Source organism: Massilia sp. IC2-278 (genome assembly GCF_020708045.1).
GTDB lineage: Bacteria > Pseudomonadota > Gammaproteobacteria > Burkholderiales > Burkholderiaceae_D > Telluria.
Genome location: NZ_JAJFES010000023.1, coordinates 1 through 18,242 on the forward strand (window position 1 = coordinate 1; position 18,242 = coordinate 18,242).

The 18,242-nt window shown below is 65.7% G+C and carries 14 protein-coding genes; 3 read left to right on the plus strand and 11 right to left on the minus strand.

Annotated features, from left to right (window positions below):
- Positions 1–400: 400 nt before the first annotated feature.
- The 10 genes from LK540_RS23695 to LK540_RS23740 form a co-directional block, all read right to left on the minus strand.
- Positions 401–1,843, minus strand: coding sequence for an efflux transporter outer membrane subunit (locus LK540_RS23695; RefSeq protein WP_229439896.1), 1,443 nt, complete (start codon positions 1,841–1,843; stop codon positions 401–403).
- A 5-nt stretch (positions 1,844–1,848) separates the two neighbouring features.
- Positions 1,849–2,790: an HlyD family secretion protein gene (locus LK540_RS23700; RefSeq protein WP_229439864.1), complete on the minus strand. Its 942-nt coding sequence runs from the start codon at positions 2,788–2,790 to the stop codon at positions 1,849–1,851.
- 24 nt (positions 2,791–2,814) lie between these two features.
- On the minus strand, positions 2,815–3,021 hold the full coding sequence (locus LK540_RS23705; RefSeq protein WP_229439865.1) for a DUF1656 domain-containing protein: 207 nt from the start codon (positions 3,019–3,021) through the stop codon (positions 2,815–2,817).
- Positions 3,018–5,066 (minus strand): FUSC family protein, encoded by a 2,049-nt coding sequence (locus LK540_RS23710; protein ID WP_229439866.1) that lies wholly within the window; start codon positions 5,064–5,066, stop codon positions 3,018–3,020. The genes LK540_RS23705 and LK540_RS23710 overlap by 4 nt, the downstream gene beginning before the upstream one ends.
- A complete protein-coding gene (locus LK540_RS23715; protein ID WP_229439867.1) occupies positions 5,063–5,533 on the minus strand; it encodes a MarR family winged helix-turn-helix transcriptional regulator in 471 nt (156 codons plus the stop codon). The genes LK540_RS23710 and LK540_RS23715 overlap by 4 nt, the downstream gene beginning before the upstream one ends.
- 222 nt (positions 5,534–5,755) lie before the next feature.
- The gene (locus tag LK540_RS23720; protein ID WP_229439868.1) at positions 5,756–6,385 is read right to left on the minus strand and encodes an HAD hydrolase-like protein; all 630 of its coding nucleotides are present in this window, start codon (positions 6,383–6,385) and stop codon (positions 5,756–5,758) included.
- Positions 6,386–6,454: 69 nt separating this feature from the next.
- Positions 6,455–8,326 carry an AI-2E family transporter gene (locus LK540_RS23725; protein WP_229439869.1) on the minus strand — a complete coding sequence of 624 codons (1,872 nt, stop codon included), beginning with the start codon at positions 8,324–8,326 and terminating at the stop codon, positions 6,455–6,457.
- Between the two features lie 342 nt (positions 8,327–8,668).
- Positions 8,669–9,589, minus strand: a complete 921-nt coding sequence (locus tag LK540_RS23730) for an NAD(P)/FAD-dependent oxidoreductase (RefSeq protein WP_229439870.1) — start codon at positions 9,587–9,589, stop codon at positions 8,669–8,671.
- Positions 9,564–10,028 carry an Rrf2 family transcriptional regulator gene (locus LK540_RS23735; protein WP_229439871.1) on the minus strand — a complete coding sequence of 155 codons (465 nt, stop codon included), beginning with the start codon at positions 10,026–10,028 and terminating at the stop codon, positions 9,564–9,566. The genes LK540_RS23730 and LK540_RS23735 overlap by 26 nt, the downstream gene beginning before the upstream one ends.
- A 352-nt stretch (positions 10,029–10,380) precedes the next feature.
- Positions 10,381–12,888 carry a PAS domain S-box protein gene (locus LK540_RS23740; protein ID WP_229439872.1) on the minus strand — a complete coding sequence of 836 codons (2,508 nt, stop codon included), beginning with the start codon at positions 12,886–12,888 and terminating at the stop codon, positions 10,381–10,383.
- Positions 12,889–13,066: 178 nt separating this feature from the next.
- Between LK540_RS23740 and LK540_RS23745 the strand changes: the two genes are divergently transcribed.
- Genes LK540_RS23745 through LK540_RS23755 form a run of 3 tightly spaced genes read left to right on the plus strand, consistent with a single transcriptional unit; the run spans position 13,067 to position 16,209 of the window.
- Positions 13,067–14,707, plus strand: a complete 1,641-nt coding sequence (locus LK540_RS23745; RefSeq protein ID WP_229439873.1) for an ATP-binding domain-containing protein — start codon at positions 13,067–13,069, stop codon at positions 14,705–14,707.
- The gene (locus tag LK540_RS23750) at positions 14,704–15,267 is read left to right on the plus strand and encodes a flavin reductase family protein (RefSeq protein WP_229439874.1); all 564 of its coding nucleotides are present in this window, start codon (positions 14,704–14,706) and stop codon (positions 15,265–15,267) included. Before LK540_RS23745 ends, LK540_RS23750 begins: the two co-directional genes overlap by 4 nt.
- A gap of 45 nt (positions 15,268–15,312) precedes the next feature.
- Positions 15,313–16,209 carry a TIGR02391 family protein gene (locus LK540_RS23755; RefSeq protein ID WP_229439875.1) on the plus strand — a complete coding sequence of 299 codons (897 nt, stop codon included), beginning with the start codon at positions 15,313–15,315 and terminating at the stop codon, positions 16,207–16,209.
- Between the two features lie 97 nt (positions 16,210–16,306).
- Here LK540_RS23755 and LK540_RS23760 read toward each other — a convergent pair whose 3' ends face one another.
- Positions 16,307–18,013 (minus strand): diguanylate cyclase, encoded by a 1,707-nt coding sequence (locus LK540_RS23760; RefSeq protein ID WP_229439876.1) that lies wholly within the window; start codon positions 18,011–18,013, stop codon positions 16,307–16,309.
- Positions 18,014–18,242: the final 229 nt, after the last annotated feature.

An 18,242-nucleotide genomic window follows, 5' to 3' on the forward strand; every position in this document is an offset into this window, starting at 1 on the left:
GCATTGTCATGCCCCCGGTTTTGCTCACGCTGGACTCCAAACTATTCAGAGTCGACAGCATGAGCTATCGCGCAAAAGCAGACATTTCTACTTTGCCCAAACCGGACATTTCTACTTTGCCCTTACACGGTGGGCACTCCGTGCCCACGCGGTTACGTGCGTATCCTTTGGCCACGAGCGTTGATATTTCGCTCGCGCCATGGCCGCCAGTCGCCAGCGCTCGTGTCGCGTTTGTTTGCATATTTCGCGAGCGACAATTCGCAGCACGTGTCCGCAAGCATGGGCACGTAACCGCGTGGGCACGGAGTGCCTAGCACGGCCCGGCCCACCCTACGGTCCCTTCGTCATTGATGCCCCCGGTATCAATGACCTCACCTTACGGGAAACGATAACGTCCCAGTTATTCCCCGGCCTTTTCCCAACCCCCACCCAGCGCCAGGAACAGCCCCACCTGGTCACTGGCCAGCTTCGCATCCGACGCCGCCACCGACGCCTGCGCCGACGCCAGCGTCCGCTCCGCATCGAGCGTGGTCAGGAAGTCCGTCCGCCCGAACCGGTACAGCCTGGCCGCCTGTTGCGACGCCAGCGCGCTCTGGTCCCGCGCCGCCTTCAGCGCCGCATTCCGGTCCAGCTCGCGCGCATACGCCGTCAGGGCCGTCTCGGTCTCGCGCAAGGCATTCAGCACCACGCCGTCGAACCGCGCCAGCGATGCCGCCGTGCTCGCTTCCGCCTGTTCGATGCGCACGCGTGCCGTACCGGTCGAGGGAATCGTCCAGGAAATCAGCGGCCCCAGGCTGTAGCGGAAGGTATTGCCTTCGCCAAGGCTTGATAAGCCGCCGGTGCTGCCCGCCGTCAGTCCCAGGCTGATCTGCGGATACAGTTCCGCCGTCGCCACGCCGATGCGCGCTGTGGCACCCGCCAGCGAACGCTCGGCCTGGCGGATATCCGGGCGCCGGCGCAGCAGCGCTGCACCATCGCCCACCGGAATCGCCGCCGCCAGTTGCGGCACCTTCGCACATTGCGCCACTGCTTGAGGGAACTTGCCCGGTACATCGCCCGTCAGTACCGCCAGCCGGTACAGGGCCGTGCGGCGCTGTGCCTCCAGCGGCGGCAGGGCTGCGCGGAGTTGCTCCAGTTGACCCAGCGCACGGCTGTTGTCGAGTGCCGTGCCGCGTCCCAGCTTCACGCGCTGCGCGGTGGAGTCGGCAAACTTGCGCTGCAAGTCCACCGATTGCTGGGCAATCGCGATCTGCTGCCCGGCCGAGCAGGCCTCGGCGTAGGCGCGCGCGGTGTCGGCGGCCACGGTCACCCGGGTCAGGTCGAGTGCGGCCTGGGCGGCCTCGGTATCGGCGCCGGCCGCTTCCACGGCGCGGCGGATCTTGCCGAACAAGTCGAGTTGATAGGACACGTGCAGGCCGGTGTCGTAGGTGGCGCGGTCCGCCATCGAACCCGGCAAACCGTTGGCGGCGCCGGATGCGCGGCCATAGGCAGGCGCGGCCGAGACGCTCGCTTCCGGCCGGCGCAGTTCTTCCGCTTCCGACAGCACGGCGCGGGCGCGCGCCAGGTTGGCGGCGGCAACGCGCAGGTCGGTGTTTGCGGCAAAGGCTTGATCGACCAGGCCGTCCAGCGTGCTGTCGTGGTACAGGCGCCACCATTGCTTCGGCAGCGGTTCTGGCGTGAACGGCTTTTCCGCGCCGCCGACGAAGGGCGCGGCGGCGTCGGGCCGCTTCATCACGGCTTCGTCCGGCACATGGTAGTTCGGGCCGACGGTGGTGCTGCAGGCGCTCACGGCCAGCAAGGCCGCCAGCGCTCCCGCTTTCAAGGAAAAAGTTCGATAGTCCATCATGATCACCGCTTAGTTTTCAGCGAACTCGGCGCCGCCATCGCCTGTGCCTGCGGGCGTGCGGCCGGCTTGGCCGCGCCCGGCAACACCTGCACGGTGGCGGTCTGGCCGGCAACCAGGCGGACGTTGACGGGCACCGGATCGAGCGCCACGCGCACCGGAATGCGCTGCGCCAGGCGGACCCAGTTGAAGGTCGGGTTAATGTTCGGCAGCAGGTTGGTGCCGGTGGTGCGGTCGCGGTCGGAAATGCCTTCGGCAAAGCTTTCCACGTGGCCGCCAAGCTTTTGTTGCGCGCCCATCAGCGACACGGCGACCCGGTCGCCGAGGTGGATCTGCGGCAGCTTGGTTTCTTCAAAATAACCTTCGACGTAGAAGGAACCGCGGTCGACCAGCGCCATCACCGGATGGCTGGCGCTGACATACGCGCCCGGCCGCAAGTCGAGGTTAGTAACGAAACCGTTGACCACCGATTTCACCTGGGTGCGTTCCAGGTTCAGTTTGGCGGTGTCGCGGTTCACCACGGCCTGGGCCAGCGCGGCGCGCGCCGTTTCCACACGCGACTGGCCTTGTTCACGCGTCTCCGCCGCCACCAGGTCGTCGAGCTGGACGTTGCGGCGCGATTCGCGCTGGGCCTGGTTCAGCGCCGCCTGCGCCGATTGCTCGGCGGCCTCGGCCTGGCGCAGGGCGAGTTCGAAACGCGCGCGGTCGATTTCAAATAACAAGTCGCCCGCGTTCACCTGCTGGTTGTCGTGCACGTGCACTTTCGTCACCTGGCCGGTGACGTCGGGCGCGACCTGCACCACGTAGGCCTTGACGCGGCCGTCGCGGGTCCAGGGTTCGACTTCGTAATGACGCCACAACTGCCAGCCCGCGTACACGGCGCCGGCGGCGGCGATCAGGGTGATACCGACCCGGCCCACTGCCGGAAGAGAAAATTTCTTGAACATGATCAAAGTAAATTCAGGACAGATTCAGAACAGATTGGAACCAAAGAACACCAGGGCGCCGAGCACGATGACGAACAGCGAAAAATCGAACAGCGCCGGATGCCAGATGTGGCGGTACAGGCCGGTGCGCGCGAGCACCCAGTTGAACAGGCGCGAGACCACGAGCGCGAGCAGGGCCAGCAGCAGCAGCGGTGGAACATAGATGCCGTAGAGGCTGACTTCGCCGATCATCGGATCTCCTTTTCTAGTACGGGCGAGGGTTGATAGGGTGGCGCCGCGGGGAACATGTCGCGGCGGATACCGGCCAGCGCCGCCAGGGCGTCGCGCTGGGCGGTCGAGGTCTGCGCCGCGCTGACCGAGCGCAGGGCGTTGTCGATCGAGGCCAGCAGGTGCGCATCTTCTTCGGCATCGTGATGTGGACGTGCATCGAAGTGCTGCGACAAATGTTCCAGCAGCGCCCACAGCGCGGCCTGGCTGCGGCCGAGTTCGTGGCGGGCGGCGAGCAATTGCGTCATGTTCAGGCCGATACGCAAATCGACCAGGGCGTCGGCCGCCTGTAGGTCCTGCTGGGCGCCGGCCATGGCCAGGCGCGGCGTCAGCAGGGCAATGCGGTCGACCATGCGCGCCGAGAATTCCGGCATCGACGGCACTTGCCGGCCGTCGCCCATGGTGGCGAGTTCCTTCCAGCCGGCACGCAGCAGGCGGCGCGCGGTCCAGCCGGCGCTTACGCTGCGGAACACGCCGATCACCAGCACCGCCAGCGCCAGCCCGGCCAGCTGCGCCAGGGTCGAGTTGATGAAGGAAGCGGCGTCGGCCGTGTTCGTATCCTGCAGGGCCAGGGTGCCGCCGATGCCGAACAGGAAGGGCATGGCGCGGCCAAAGGTGGCGGGCCGCGCGATCAGCGCCCCCAGCACCAGGAAGGCCGGGGCGCAGGCCAGCACCAGCATCTCGAAGCTGTGGATGGCCGGCAGCACCGCCAGCAGGTAAAAGGCCGACAGCGGCACCGAATAAATCGTCCACACCAGGAAGCCCTTGATGAATGGCACCGGGTCGTCCTGGGTGGCGAAGAAGCAGGACATCACCGCCGCCATCATCGGCATCGCGGCGCCCGAAGGCCAGCCGGTGGCGATCCAGAAGGCGCAGCCAGCCAGGGTGGCGATGATCGCCGCCAGCGACGACACCACGGCCATGCCGCGGTCCAGGTGCAGGGCGTTCACCGGCACGCCGGGCAGGTGGCGCGCTTCCGGCGGCAGGGCGCCCGCCGCACCCGCTCCAATATGGTGGCGCAGCGTTTGCGCCTCGGCGCCGGCGTCGACCAGGGCGCGCAGGCGCGCGGCCAGGTTCAGCTGCACCAGTTCCAGCCAGCTGCTGTTGCGCGAAGGCGTGGGCGCCAGGGCATCGATGGCGGCGCGCAGGCGTTGCGGGTCTTGCGGCGTTTCGTCCTTGCGGGTGCCGGCCCAGGCGGTGATGTCGGCCAGCAGGGTGCGCCAGCGCGAGTTTTCTTCCAGCGCGCCCAGCTGGCGCAGCGCCAGCAGGCGGTCTTCGATGGCCGAGAGCATCGGCACCATCGCGGCCAGGCGTTCCTGCAGCGCGTGGATGGCGCGCCCGGTCCAGCGCAGGTGCGAAGTGTCGAAGGGCAGGTGCACGGCCATCATGCGCAGCTCGGTGATGTCGCCGGCCAGCTTGCGGCGGTCGCCGGTGCTTTTTTCATCGCCGGCCGGCGCCAGCGCATCGGCAATCCAGTTGCGGGCGTCGCGCAGGGCGTTGTCGAGGCGGGCCAGCATCACCGGGCCGAAGCTTTGCGGGAACACCAGCGAATGCACGACGGTCGCGCAGGTAATGCCGAGCAAAATCTCCTCGACACGCGCCAGGGCGATGTCGAAGATGGTGCCGGGGTCGTTCACGGCCGGGAAGGCGATCAGGCCGGCGGTGTAACCGGCCAGCATCATCAGGTAGGAGCGCGGCGTGCGGTCCAGCAGCGACACGTACAGGCAGACGCCGACCCACAGTGCCAGGGCCAACGAGAGCAGCTCGGGCGAATTCGCAAACGCCGGCACGATCAATACCGAGGCAAAGGCGCCGAGGAAAGTGCCGCCGAAGCGGTACAGGGCCTTCGAGCGGGTGGGGCCGGAGAAGGGGGCGCCGACGATGTAGGCCGTCATCAGCGCCCAGAATGGACGCGGCAGTCCGATGCGCATCGCCAGGTAAAGCGCGAGCATCGCTGCCGTGAAACTTTTTACCGAAAACAGGACTTCGGCCTTGCTGAAGAGCTTCACGCCTGCTTGTCCCCAGGCTGTTGTTCGCAAGGCTTGATCTTCGATTGCAGGCCGGTCAGCACGCGCAGGCAGGTATCGATGTCGGCCTGGTCGAACTCGGCGAACAGGTTGCGGCGGAAGGGGATCAGCGCTTCTTCCATCTGGGCGGCGCGGGTCTTGCCGTCGGCGGTGAGCTGCAGCAACTTGGCGCGGCGGTCCTGCGGGTCTTCGTGGCGTTCGACCAGGCCGTTTTCGATGAGCAGGTCGATCACGCGCACCAGCGACGAGGCTTCCAGGCCCAGGGCCTCGGCCAGCACGCCGGGACGTACGCCGTCCTGGCCGAGGCGGCCGAGGATCAGCACCGGCAGGGCGGTGGCCTGGGACAGGCTGTACTGCGAGGCGACCTTGTCGGCCATGGCCTTGTAGGCACGCGAGGCGTGCGTGAGCGTCGCGGTGAGTTGCATCAGGGTGTGGTCAAGGGGATTCATGCTGTGAGGTAATTCATTTGAGTACTAAAGTTTAGCATGCGAAGTATTTTTTTGCAGGCGGTGGGCGAATTTGTAGGGTGGGCACCCCGTGCCCACGCGGAACGATGATCATTGTTGGCCCGGCCTACCGCATATTGTTAGCGTTAACGATGTTCCGTAAAGCTGCAAACACTGTGCATCGTTCCGCGTGGGCACAGGGTGCCTTGCGCGGCCCGGCCCACCCTACAATGTCGCGATTCCTGCCAGCGCCCCTGGCCTATCGAACTCATGCTCCGGATCAACCTTGCGCAGCACCTCGATCGGCGCATAGCCCCAGTGCACCGCCGCGAAGTCGACCCCGGCCTTGCGCGCCGCTTCGGCGTCGGTGGCCTGGTCGCCGATGTACAGCGCCGCCGACGGTTCCACCATCGCCCGCTTCACCACCTTGCGGATACGCGAAGTCTTGCCGAAGATCGACATCCCGCATTCATACTGGCTGATCAGCGAAGCCAGTTCCGGCCCCAGCACCTGCCGCACGTTGTATTCGGAATTCGACGACACGATGGTCAGCTCGAGATGGCCGCGCGCCAGTTCGCGCAGGGCATGGTCGACCTGCGGGAACAGGCGCACCTGGCCGGCGTTCTCGCTCATCAGGTTCTTGAAGCTGGCGGCGGCCAGCGGCAGCTTCCAGGGAGGCATGCCGACGTGGCGCATCATGTCGCGCGGTTCGTAGTGGCGCAGGCGCTCCACCTGCGTGATGTCGATGCGCCGGAAACCGTGCTGGTCGGCGATCTGGTTGAACACGCTGAGGAAGAAGGGGAACGAGTCGGCAAGCGTGCCGTCGAAGTCGAAGATGGCGAGACGGTAGGTCATGCTGGCGGAAGGTCGGTGGGCGCACTTGCATGATACACAAGAGCGCCCGCAGGCCTTGTTCCGCCAGGGTCAGGCGGCCTGGGCGGTACGCTCGGGCGCCACGAAGGCCAGGCTCTCCTCGAACGAGCGCAGCACCATGTCCACGTGCTCCTGCACCACGGCCTGGCTGACCGAGGCTTCGCCGAACGGCAGGCGGATCGTCACCAGCAGCACGTTCGGCAGGCGCGCGTGCAGGTCCTTGGCCGCGTCCAGCCACTGCGCCAGCGTCGCTTCCACCGGGTAGGTGATGAACACGGTCGAAATCAGGTCGGCCGCATCCGGCCCCGGGCTTTCCTGCTCGGCGCCGACGACCGTGCTGCGCGCATCGATATCGGCTTCGCGCAGGGTGCGCACCAGCAGTTCGGTGAGAATGTCGTCGCGCTCGGTGCCGAGGCCCGCGCACAGCACCACCGAGCGCGCGGGCACGTCGAGCGAACCCTGCCAGCGACCCAGCTTCTCTTCGCGCATCTTGCGCAGGTGGGCGCCGACATTCGCGTCGAGCAGCGACACGCGCTGGCGCCGGCGGTTGCCCGGGAAGGCCGAGACCGGCGTGAGCGCGGTGGCGACGTCGGCGATCGTGGCGCGGATATGTTCGGCTTGCGCGCTGTCGAGCTGGTTGCCGCGCTGCTCGGCCACGGCCAGCACCAGGCCGGGCAGCAGCACCTGGTCGCAATAGCGCGCAAAACCATGGCGCGCGATGTAGCCGCGTGCGTCCTCGATGATGGCGCGGCGGTCGCCGCTCAGCACGCGCTGGTAGAAGCGCTGCGAGTGGGTCACGTTCGGCACCTCGCCGAGCAGGATGGTGACCGGTTCCAGCGCCCGCACATGGCGCCCGGCCACCACCAGGCACAGGGTCAGCGGAGTGGAGAGCAGCAGGCCGATCGGCCCCCACAGCGCGCCCCAGAACAGCGCCGAGACGATCACCGCCAGCGGCGACAGGCCGGAGCTGTGGCCGTACACCTTCGGTTCGATCACGTTCGCCACCAGCAGTTCCAGCGCCACGAACACGGCCAGGCAGGACAGGGCCAGGGTCCAGCCCGGGTCGATGGCCGCCACGAACACGGCGATCATGGCGCCGGCGGCCATGATGCCGAGGTAGGGCACGAAGCGCATCAGGCCACTCAGGGCGCCCCACAGCAGCGCATGCGGCACGCCGAAAGCCCACAGCACCGCGCCGATCAGGGCGCCGAAGGTCAGGTTGACGATGAACTGCGACAGGAAGAAGCGCGACACGCCGCGCGTGGCATCGGCCAGAGCGCGCACGGTGCGGCCGATCTCGGCCTGGCCGGCGAGCCGGATCGCGCGGTCGCGCAGGGATTCGTGTTCGAGCAGGATGAAGACCAGCAGCACCAGCACCAGGCCGGCCTCGCCGATCGGCCCCAGCACCCAGGACAGGATGCGCGCCAGGGCGTCGCGCGTGGTCGGACGCGGCGCGCGCACCTCCACCGGCAGCGGCTGATTCGCGGCGGTGGTCAGCGTGCCGCGCTTGACCGTCACCGGCGGCGCCGGCGGCGGAGAAAACTGCGGCGTGACCGCGCTCAGCTCGGCCTCGAGGCGGGCGAAGGGGCGCTCGGTAATCTCGCGCACCTTTTCCACTTTCGACTTGATCGCGGCGCGATACTGCGGCAGGTCGCGCGTGACGGCCACCAGCTGGAAAGCGAGGATGGTGCCGATGCCGACCACGCAGGTGCCGGCCAGGACCACCGACAGCAGCGTGGCCGGCAGCTGCGGCAGGCCGACCCGGCGCAGGGTGCGGATCAGGGGCGCGAGCACCAGGCTCAGGATCGAGGCCAGGGCCAGCGGTTCGAGCACGTCGCGGCCGAAATACAGCAGGCCGAGGACGCAGGTGGCCGTGACGATGGTGCTGGCGGTAAGGTGTTTGAAGAGCGTTGAATCGGGCATCGAGTGCTGGGGCGGCGGAAGTCGGTCGGCGCGTGCAGTCTAGCACCAATGGGAACACGGCAGGAGGGTGGGGAACGTGTTCAGGTTGCGTGGCGTGTGTTCATGTGGCGCCAGGTCAGGCCGGCGGCGCTGACCCGTACGGTGGGCACGCCGTGCCCACGCGGAACGCCGCGCATTATCAGCTTTATTCGATGACGCGGCGCTGGCCCTCCGGTAACGTATCTAAATGATCATCCGGATACGCCGCGATCTGGCGGCATGTACGATACAAACATGGCCAACACCACGCACGCATCCGCGTGGGCACAGAGTGCCCACCGTACGGTTGCTGCCTGTGGCCGGTCAGGCCGGGACGTTGAATGCCTCGATCAAGGACCGATGCGCCCCCACCCCCGCCATCGCCCCATCCGCCACGGCCATCGCCACGTTCCCCGTCGCGCGCGCCATGTCGCCGCAGCAGAACACCCCCGCCACGCTGCTGGCCTTCATCATGTCGGTGCGCACGAACTGCCCGGCGTGGCCATCCTCCATCGCGCACCCGAGCTGCGCGGCGATCGGACTGGCCATGCGCATCTGCGACATCACGAACAGCCCCGCCATTCGCAAGGTACGGCCATCCTCCAGCACCACGTCGGCCTCACCTTCGATACGGGCCACCGGCGTGCGCTCCAGCGCCACGCCCCTTCCAGCAAGCGCCGCCAGCTGCGCCGCATCCGGCTCGAAGGCCCCGTTCAGGAACAGCGTGACCGTTCCCCAGTCCGGCAGCATCAGCGCATGGTGCATCGCCAGCTCGCCGGTCGCAATGACGCCGATCGCGCCTTCGTCCAGTTCATAGCCGTGGCAGTAGGGGCAGTGGAACACGCTCTTGCCCCAGCGCTCGGCCAGGCCCTCGATGGCCGGCAGGTCGTCGATCACGCCGGTGGCCAACACCAGGCGCCGGCCATGCACGGCGGCGCCGTCTTCCAGCACGATGCGAAAACCTTCGCCCTCGGCCACGGCCTGCACCGCCTTGCCTTCCAGCCAGCGCACGGTCGGATACGCCAGCAACTGGGCGCGGCCCTGGTCGGCGATGGCGGCGGCTTCGGTGCCGTCTTGCGTGAGGAAGCCGTGCGAGCGCTTGGCGAAGCGGTTGCGGCGCTGGCCGGCGTCGACCACCAGCACGCGGCGCCGTGCCCGCGCCAGCTGCATGGCGGCGGACAGGCCGGCGTAGCTGCCGCCGATGACGATGGCGTCGAATTCAATCGGGTTCTGGATGGTGGACATGGGGTGCTCCTCGATGTTGGGCGTACTGCGTGTTGAAGCGTTCGGACAGCTCGGCCAGCGTGACGCCGGCGAAGCGGCTGATCAACAGGGCTTCGGCTTCGTCGAAGGCCGAGGCCAGCGACTGGTTGACTACCCGTTCGACCAGGCAGGTCGGCTCCTCGACCCGGTTCCCCATCGCGAACACGGTGGGCGCGCCGACGGCGTCGTAGATGTCGCGCAGGGTGACCTGGTGCAGGTCGGCCGTGACGATCCAGCCGCCGCCATGGCCCTTTCCCGAGCCGACATAGCCGCGCTCGCGCAGGCCGGCCAGGGTACGCCGCACCAGCACCGGGTTGGTGTGGAGGAAGCCGGCCAGCTCGTCGGAAGTGAGCGGCCGGTCGCTGTGGGCCATGTGCAGGAGCAGGTGCAGGACCGAGGATAGTTTGCTGTCGCGTCTCATGTAACTTATGATAGTACAAAAATGGATGACGTGGGGCGGGTGTTGTAAAAACCGTGGAATTGTGTTGGCGGATGATTGATGCGTTGGCCGTAACCGTACGGTGGGCACTCCGTGCCCACGCGGATGCATGCGTGATGTTGGCTAGGTTTCTAATCGCGCATGCCGCCAAGACGTGGCGTATGCGAATGATCATTTGGATGCGTTTCCGGTAGGCCGCCGTCTCGTCATCAATCAGCGCCAACATTGATCGGCATTCCGCGTGAGCACTTCGTCATTGATGCCCCCGGCATCAATAACCCCACCGTACGGTCACCGTTTCGACAACCGGAAGCAGCGCGGCAACGCGTAGTGCTCAGGCCACGTCGCGTGCAGGCGCATTCGCGCGCTCATCCAGCAAGGCCAGCAACTGCCCCGCATCCACCGGCTTCACCAGGTGATGATCGAACCCCGCCTCGCGCGAGCTGGCGCGGTCGCTGGCTTGCCCGTACCCGGTTAGCGCAAGATAGACGGCGCCGGCCAGCGCCGGCTGGGTGCGTAGCTGGCGTGCCAGCGCGTGGCCATCGATGTCCGGCATGCCGATATCGAGGATGAACACATCCGGCGCCTGGGCCGTGGCGGCAGCCAGCGCCGCGCGCGGTTCGTTGATGGTCTGGACCAGGTGGCCCGCGCCTTCCAGCAGTGCGGCCAGGGTCTGCGCGGCGTCGACGTTGTCGTCCACCAGCATGATGCGCAGGCGCCGGGTGGCGGCGGCCGCGCCGCCCGGCGCCACGGCCGGTGCCGACGCCACGGCAGCCGCAGGCGCAGCCGATACGGCTCCCGCCTGCGCCAGCAGCGGCAACTCCACCGCGAAGGTGCTGCCCTGGCCCGGCCCGTCGCTGCGCGCCGCCACCTTCCCGCCGTGCATGCCGACGATGTTCTTCACCAGCGCCAGGCCGAGACCGAGGCCGCCCTGGGCGCGGTCGGGCGTGCGCTTGCCCTGCACGAACAGGTCGAATACCTGCGGCAGCAGGGCGACCTCGATGCCGCTGCCGTTGTCGGCGACGTCGATCCGGACCTTGTCGCCGAGCGCTTCCACCGACAGCACGATCCGCCCGCCGGCCGGCGTGTACTTGGCGGCATTCGCCAGCAGGTTGGCCGTCACCTGGATCAGGCGCGCACGGTCGCCCCGCACCAGCGCGGGCGCCGCGCCCGGCTGCACCAGCAGCGTGTGGCGGCCGGCCTCGATCAGCGGTTGCACCTGCTCGGCGGCCTGGGTAACCACCGCCTTGATGTCGACCTCGGCCATCTCCAGCTGCACCATGCCGCGCGTGACGCGCGAGACGTCGAGCAGATCGTTCACCAGCGTCGTCATGTGGTTCACCTGGCGCGTGATCACCTCGCTGTACTGGCGCACCTTGTCGGGCTGGCCGGGCGCGATGCGCAGCACCTGGGCCGCGGCGCTGATCGGCGCCAGCGGGTTACGCAGCTCGTGCGCCAGCATCGCCAGGAACTCGTCCTTGCGGTGGTTGGCTTCCTGCAGCGCCTCCTGGTTCAGCTTGTTCTCGTGGATGTCGGTGTCGGTGCCCAGCCACTTGACGATCTCGCCGGCCTCGTTGCGCAGGGCCAGGCCGCGCGCCAGGACCCAGCGGTAGGTGCCGGAATGGTGGCGCAGGCGGAAGGTGCGCTCCCAGGATTCGCCGCTGGCGACGTTGCGCAGCCAGGCCGCGTGCGCGTCGGCCTGGTCGTCGGGATGCAGCAGGACCTCGGCCCAGTTATCGCCTTCGGCCTGGCCGGGCTGCAGGCCCACGAATTCATAGAACTGCTCGTTGTGGTAATCGATCGTCCCGTCCGGCAGCGCGGTCCACACCATCTGCGGCATGGCGTTGGTGATGGTGCGGAAGCGCAGTTCGCTGTCGCGCAGCTCTTCCTCGAAGCGCTTGCGGTCGGTAACGTCGCGCGTGGTGCCGGCCACCGCCTCGACTTCGCCGTCCGGCCCCAGGATGGGCACGAAGATGTATTCGTAGATGCGGCGCCCGAAGGTGCCGTGGAAGGGCACCTCGCCGCGGATCGGGGCCCGGGTTGCCTTCACCTGTTCGATCTCGCGGCCGTGCATGGCGGCGTGCCAGTCCGGGTAGCCGAGTTCGAGGCAGTTCTTGCCGAGCGCCTGCTCGCGCGTCATGCCCCACATCTGCAGCAGCACCGCATTGGCGTAGGTGAAGCGGTGATCGAGGTCGAACACGTAGGCCAGGTCCGGCGTGTTCGACAGCACGGCTTCGTAGAGCCGGCGCTCGCGTTCGGATGCGGCCACCATCGCCGCCAGCTCGCGCTGTGCGTGTTCGTGGCGCGCCTCGTTTTCCTGTTCGCGCAGGTGGCGCTCGGTGAGCAGGGCGACCAGGTCGGCGAAATAGGCGATCTCGCCGCGCAGCGCCGCGCTCGGCGCGCTCGGGGCCGGATGATAAAAGGCGAGGGTGCCGAGCACGCGCCCGCCCGGCGAATGCAGCGGGAAGGACCAGCAGGCGCGCACGCCGTGGCTGGCCGCCAGCGGACGGTAGGGCGCCAGCAGCGGCTCGGTCAGCACGTCGTCGACGATCACGATCTGGCCCGAATGCACGGCCCGCCCGCAGGCAGCTTCGGTCGGCCCGACCGGCAGCAGCGCCAGCGCCGCGGCAAATTCCGGCGGCAGGCCGCTGGCCGCCGTCAGGCGCAATTGCTTGCAGCAGGCTTCGGCCAGGTAGATGCCGGCCCAGGCCTGCTCGCCGATCATGCGCCGCGCTTCGCCCAGCATGCTGTGCAGGGTTGCCTCGTAGGGCGCACCGCGCACCGCGATGGCCAGGACATTTTTCAGCCCATCGAAATCCAAGCCTTCTTGCTGTGGCCTCATGTATGTGTGTTCCGTTGGAAGCGTGATTGCCTTCGCGATTGTAACTTAGGCCAATTGCGTAACGCTTACACGTGTCAGCCGTGCGCCGCCGGTGCTCCCTGTGCCAATAGTGTGTTTGCCAGGCGCGAACACCATTACAATCTTGTCATCATCGTCACGGCAGATGCTGGAAACCACCATGGCCCAAATCCACCCTACTGGCTGGCGCGAAATGTCGGTCACCGGCGCCGCCGCGCGCGAGATCGAAACCCTCGCCCTGCTCGACAAGCGCTTCGTCAACGATCCCTATGTCATCTACCACGGCGTGCACTGGACCAACGTGGAGCAAGGCTACTCGGTGTACGGCGACGTCGACTTCATCGTGGTCGCGCCGAACGGGCGCATGCTGCTGATCGAACAGGTCGCCGGCTTCCTCAACGAAACGCGCGACGGCCTGGTCAAGAACTACCAGGGCAAGCCGCGGAAGATCCGCACCCAGATCCTGCACACCATCGAAGGCTTCAGCCGGCGCTACCAGGGCGAGCTGTCGATCGACTACCTGCTGTACTGCCCCGACTACATCGTGCGCGACCCGCACCTGGCCGGCATCGACCCCGCCCACATCATCGATTCCACCCGCAAGGGCCGCCTGGCCCAGGTGATCCGCGAGGCGCTGCCGCTGACCGAGAAGACCGAGGACTTCGACAAGGTGACGCGCTTCCTGGGCGACACCCTGAGTCTGCGCCCCGACCCGAGCGCCATGATCGGCTCGGCCGTGAAGATGGTGACGCGCCTGTCCGGCGGCCTGGCGACCTGGGCGCGGCGCCTGGAATTCTCCCCGTTCCGCCTGCGCGTGGTGGGCACGGCCGGCAGCGGCAAGACCCAGCTGGCGCTGGCCGAATACACCGCCGCCATCGACGCCGGGCTGCGGCCCTTGTACGTGTGCTTCAACCGGCCGCTGGCCGACCACATCGAACGCCTGGTGCCGGCTGGCGGACGCGTCGCCACCTTCCACATGCTGAGCGACGCCTGGATGCGCGCCCAGGACGTGACGCCCGACTACGGCGCACCCGAGGTCTGGGACAGGATCGAAGGCGCGCTGTCGTCCGCCACGCTGCCGGAAACCTGGCAGTTCGACGTGCTGATCGTCGACGAGGGCCAGGATTTTTCGCTGGCCTGGCGCGACATCGTGCTCGGCATGCTGAAGGAAAACGGACGCGCCATCTGGCTTGAGGACCCGGACCAGAATCTGTATGGCCGCGCCATGGTGCCGCTACCGGGTTGGGTGGTGCTGCACTCGAACACGAATTACCGCAGCCCGCGCCAGATCGTCAGCATGTTGCAGTCGCTCGGCGCGGCGCGCCAGCCGGTGGAGGCGGGCAGCCCGTTCAAGGGGGCCGAGATCGAGGAGCTGACCTATCCCGAGGGTGACGTCGAGGCCATGCTAGCCCAGACCCGGCGCGCGGTGACGCTGTGTTTGCAGGCCGGCTTCCAGCGCCAGGATATTGCGATCTGTTCGTTCCGCGGACGCGAGAAGTCGACCATCCTGAACATGGACAAATTGAGCGATGCGCACACGCTGCGCTCGTTTACCGGGGCCTACGATTTGTTCGGCAATCCGGTGTTCCGCGAGGGAGGATTGCTGGCCGAGTCGGTGTACCGCTTCAAGGGGCAGAGCGCGCCTTGCCTGATCTTTACCGAGATCGACTTCGAGGAAATGAACGATCTGGTGCTGCGTAAACTCTTCGTCGGCATGACGCGGGCGAGATTGAAGCTGGTGATGGTGATGAGCGACCGCGCGTCGCTGCAGGTGCTGGACCGCAGCGAGGCGGTGACGTGACACGCCGCTTCGACAAGGTCGATTTGCCGCTGGAGCAGGTGCGGCGTGTCCTGGAGCCGGGGCCGATCGTGCTGCTCAGTTCATCGCATGCGGGTGAGCGGAATGTGATGACGATGGGGTGGCATACGGTGATGGAGTTTTCGCCTTCATTGGTGGGATGCGTGATTGCATCGTCGAATCACAGTTTCGAGCTGGTGCGACGGAGCCGGGAGTGTGTGATCAATGTGCCGACCGCGGCGCTAGTGGATGCGGCGGTGGGGATCGGGACTTCCTCGGGTAGTGAGGTCGACAAGTTCGAGCGCTATGGCTTGAGCGTCGAGGATGGGTTCGATACGCCGGCGCCGGTGATTCGCGAATGCTATGCGAATTTTGTCTGCCGCTTGCATGACGATTGCCTGGTGGAGAAATACAACTTCTTTATCTGGGAAGTGGTGGCGGCGCGGGTGGCGCGCTCGCCGAAGCATCCGGAGACCTTGCATTACACGGGGGCAGGGGAATTTAGGGTGGCGGGGAAGGTGATCAGCAGGAAAACGAAGGGGATGCTGGCGAAAGAACCTTAGAAAAAATTACTAACAGCGTTGCTCTAGAAGACTAAAGAGAATTAGATGAAGGCACAATCACTGCCGATAAATGCCCTTGCTGGTATCGAATACATCGGTCTACATGGAATTACAAGCGCATGTGTTACTGCCGTTACTAGTCTAATCAATAATGGTGCCTGCATTGAACACGCAAGGTTGCTCACCTGTGGAGCAGATCATGCGTTTCTTCTAGACATCGAATTTGAGCGGAGTCTAGCGGTCAAAGCAGGATTTGCCTCAGGGTATAGAGGAGAAGCACCAGGCGGTCTGTCTGATATTCTCCAAATTTTAGAGCTTCACCGTGTAGACATTGAAGAGTATGTAGTTTCGCCTCCTCTCATGGATCGGCTGAACAGCTCATGTTTGTTGCGAGCTGATCTTGATCTCATCTATGAACTACGAGCAGTGCGCCCACAGCGTTGGCATTACTACATCAATGACAATGATGAGCATTGGCAAGGTATGTCTCATCGGCTCGCCAGGCGCTACCCGTCTTCAATTCCATTTTCACTTATCGATCCTCGAATACATGATCTTGTCGCTGATTTTTTTCTGAATCCTGACAACGCGCTTGGCCGCGCGTACAGGAGGTTAGAAGAGATAATCCGTAAGCGCACTGGCATTGTTGCAGAAGGGCAAAGATTGTTTTCAGCAGCATTTCAGGTTGATAGCTCTCCGCTCACTTGGGATGTTCCCGATACAAATGAGGCGAAGGGGCGCGCACAACTTTTTATAGGAGTTTTCGCGGCATTTCGAAACGCCAGGGCACACCGCGAAATCGATACGGGAGAAAGCTCCGAGCTTCGGGAACTTTTGCTTGTCAATGAATTGTATCGTTTGGAAGATGAGGCACTGACACGGGATGAACTAGAGCAAAAGCGTCGTGATGATAGGGAGTTAGACAATAATTTTAAGTTCTGATCGAACAGGATCACCTTATGTAGGCGCTAAGCTGCAACCCAGTTCACTGCGAGATCCATCCGCCTAGCGTACTGCCTGACACGCCGCCGCCGTCGGGTCAGCTTGCGTGATGTCTGTCGATAGAGGCGTCAGGCGATACCGCTTGCCGGGCCACCCGCACGCAATTACGTCCCTCATGCTTGGCCTCGTACAGCGCCAGGTCGGCCGCATGCACCAGCGTTTGCGTGTTGTGCCCGTGCGCCGGATAGGAAGCCACCCCGATCGACGCGGTGGCGCCAATGCGCTGGCCATTGTGCAGCACGTCGCCGGCGGCAATCACCAGGCGCAGCGCATCGGCGCGTTTTAACGCGTTCTCGGTATCGCACTCGGGCAGCAGCACCACCATTTCCTCGCCACCCATGCGGCAGGCGACATCGCCCGAACGGATGTTCTCGCGCAGCGCTGCTGCTACCTTGCGCAGGATAGCGTCGCCGCCCTCGTGGCCATAGGTGTCGTTGATGCGCTTGAAGTGGTCGAGGTCGAGTACCAGCACGCTCAGCGGCACGCCGCTGCGGCTGGCGCGCGCCAGCTCGCGCTTGAGCACCTCGTCCAGGTAGCGGCGGTTGTAGAGCTGGGTGAGCGGGTCGATGATCGACTGCTGGCGCAGCGACACGCGCAGCTTCACGTTGCTCAGCGCCAGGCCGAGTTGCTCGGCCACCTGGCCGATCCAGGCGCGCTGGTTTTCCTCGGCCTTGGCCAGTTCGTCGCCGGTGACGGTGATGCAGCCGATGACGTCGCCTTGGGTGACAAGCGGCAGGCACAGGCGGTCCAGGCTCGTGCCGGTCGCATGCCGGCAGACCAGTCCGTCACCACCGACGTACAGGTGCGGACTGCCGCGCCGCAGCGCCCAACAGTCGAGCGCCTCGATGGTCTCCGGCTCGCCATCGAACACGCCCCAGCCTGCCTTGCGTTCGAGGAGGTCACGCGAGTTGTTGTATAGGTAGAGGCTGCCCGACAGCCGGGGCAGCAGGCGCGGCAGGTAGCTGGCGATGATGCCGGCCGATTCGTCGACCGACTCCGCCAGCTCCAGCGAATGCATCAGTTCGGCACTGCGGAATAACAGGTCGTTCTGCGTGGAGATGCGGCCGGCCGTCACTTCCGCCTGCTCGGCGGCGGCCTGGGCCTTGTGTTCGGCGGCGTTGCGCTGGCGCAGCACGCGCTGGCCGGCGATCAGCATGGCGCCGAGGAAGAGAATGTTCGTCAGCGTCGCGACCAAGCTGGCATTCGCCGCCGAGTTCGACGTGGCGCGCAGGCGCGCTGTGATTTCGTTGCGGCGCTGCGCGGACACCGACAATTCGTTGCCGATGAGTTTGCGCAGCACGTCCATCTGCGCCTTGCCGGTCCCGCCCGTGATGAAAGCGGACGCTGCCGTAAAGCCCTGGTCGCGGCGCAGGTTGATCGTCTCCGTCACAGTGCGCAGCTTAGCGGCAGTGGCCTGCTCGATCGCTTCGGCACGTGCGATTTCCACGCCGCTCGTCATCTCCTTGCGCAGGGCGGCCTGGGTGGAGGGAATGGTGTTGACGGCGTAATAGTAGGGCTCGAGGAAGCGCTCACTGCCGGTGATGACGAAGCCGCGCTGGGCGGTCTCGGCGTTCAGCAGCATTTCCAGCAAGGTCAGCTGCAGGCGTTCGACGTTGGCGGCGCTGTCGAGCTCGTCCATGACCATCGTGACCTGGCGGTTCACGATCATCGGCAGGATGGCGACTGTCGACATCACCAGGATGATGGCGGCTGCAGCGGCTTTGATCTTGGTTTCGAATTTCATCAGCTAGGCCACGTCGTTGTTCATGAAAACAATGCGCGGGTTTGCTGCATGTACCTTGCATGCTGGGTGATGGTGCACCTTGCGCATGCGTGGAGGGTACCACACTGCACTTGTAAGCAACTTTTACTTGCAGGCAACAGTATTGCAAGCTCAGCTGTATGACGACACAAAGTTGCAAGCTCAGCTATGATGACGGCCGGCCGGCAGTATCGACAGCATTCTTGCTTGA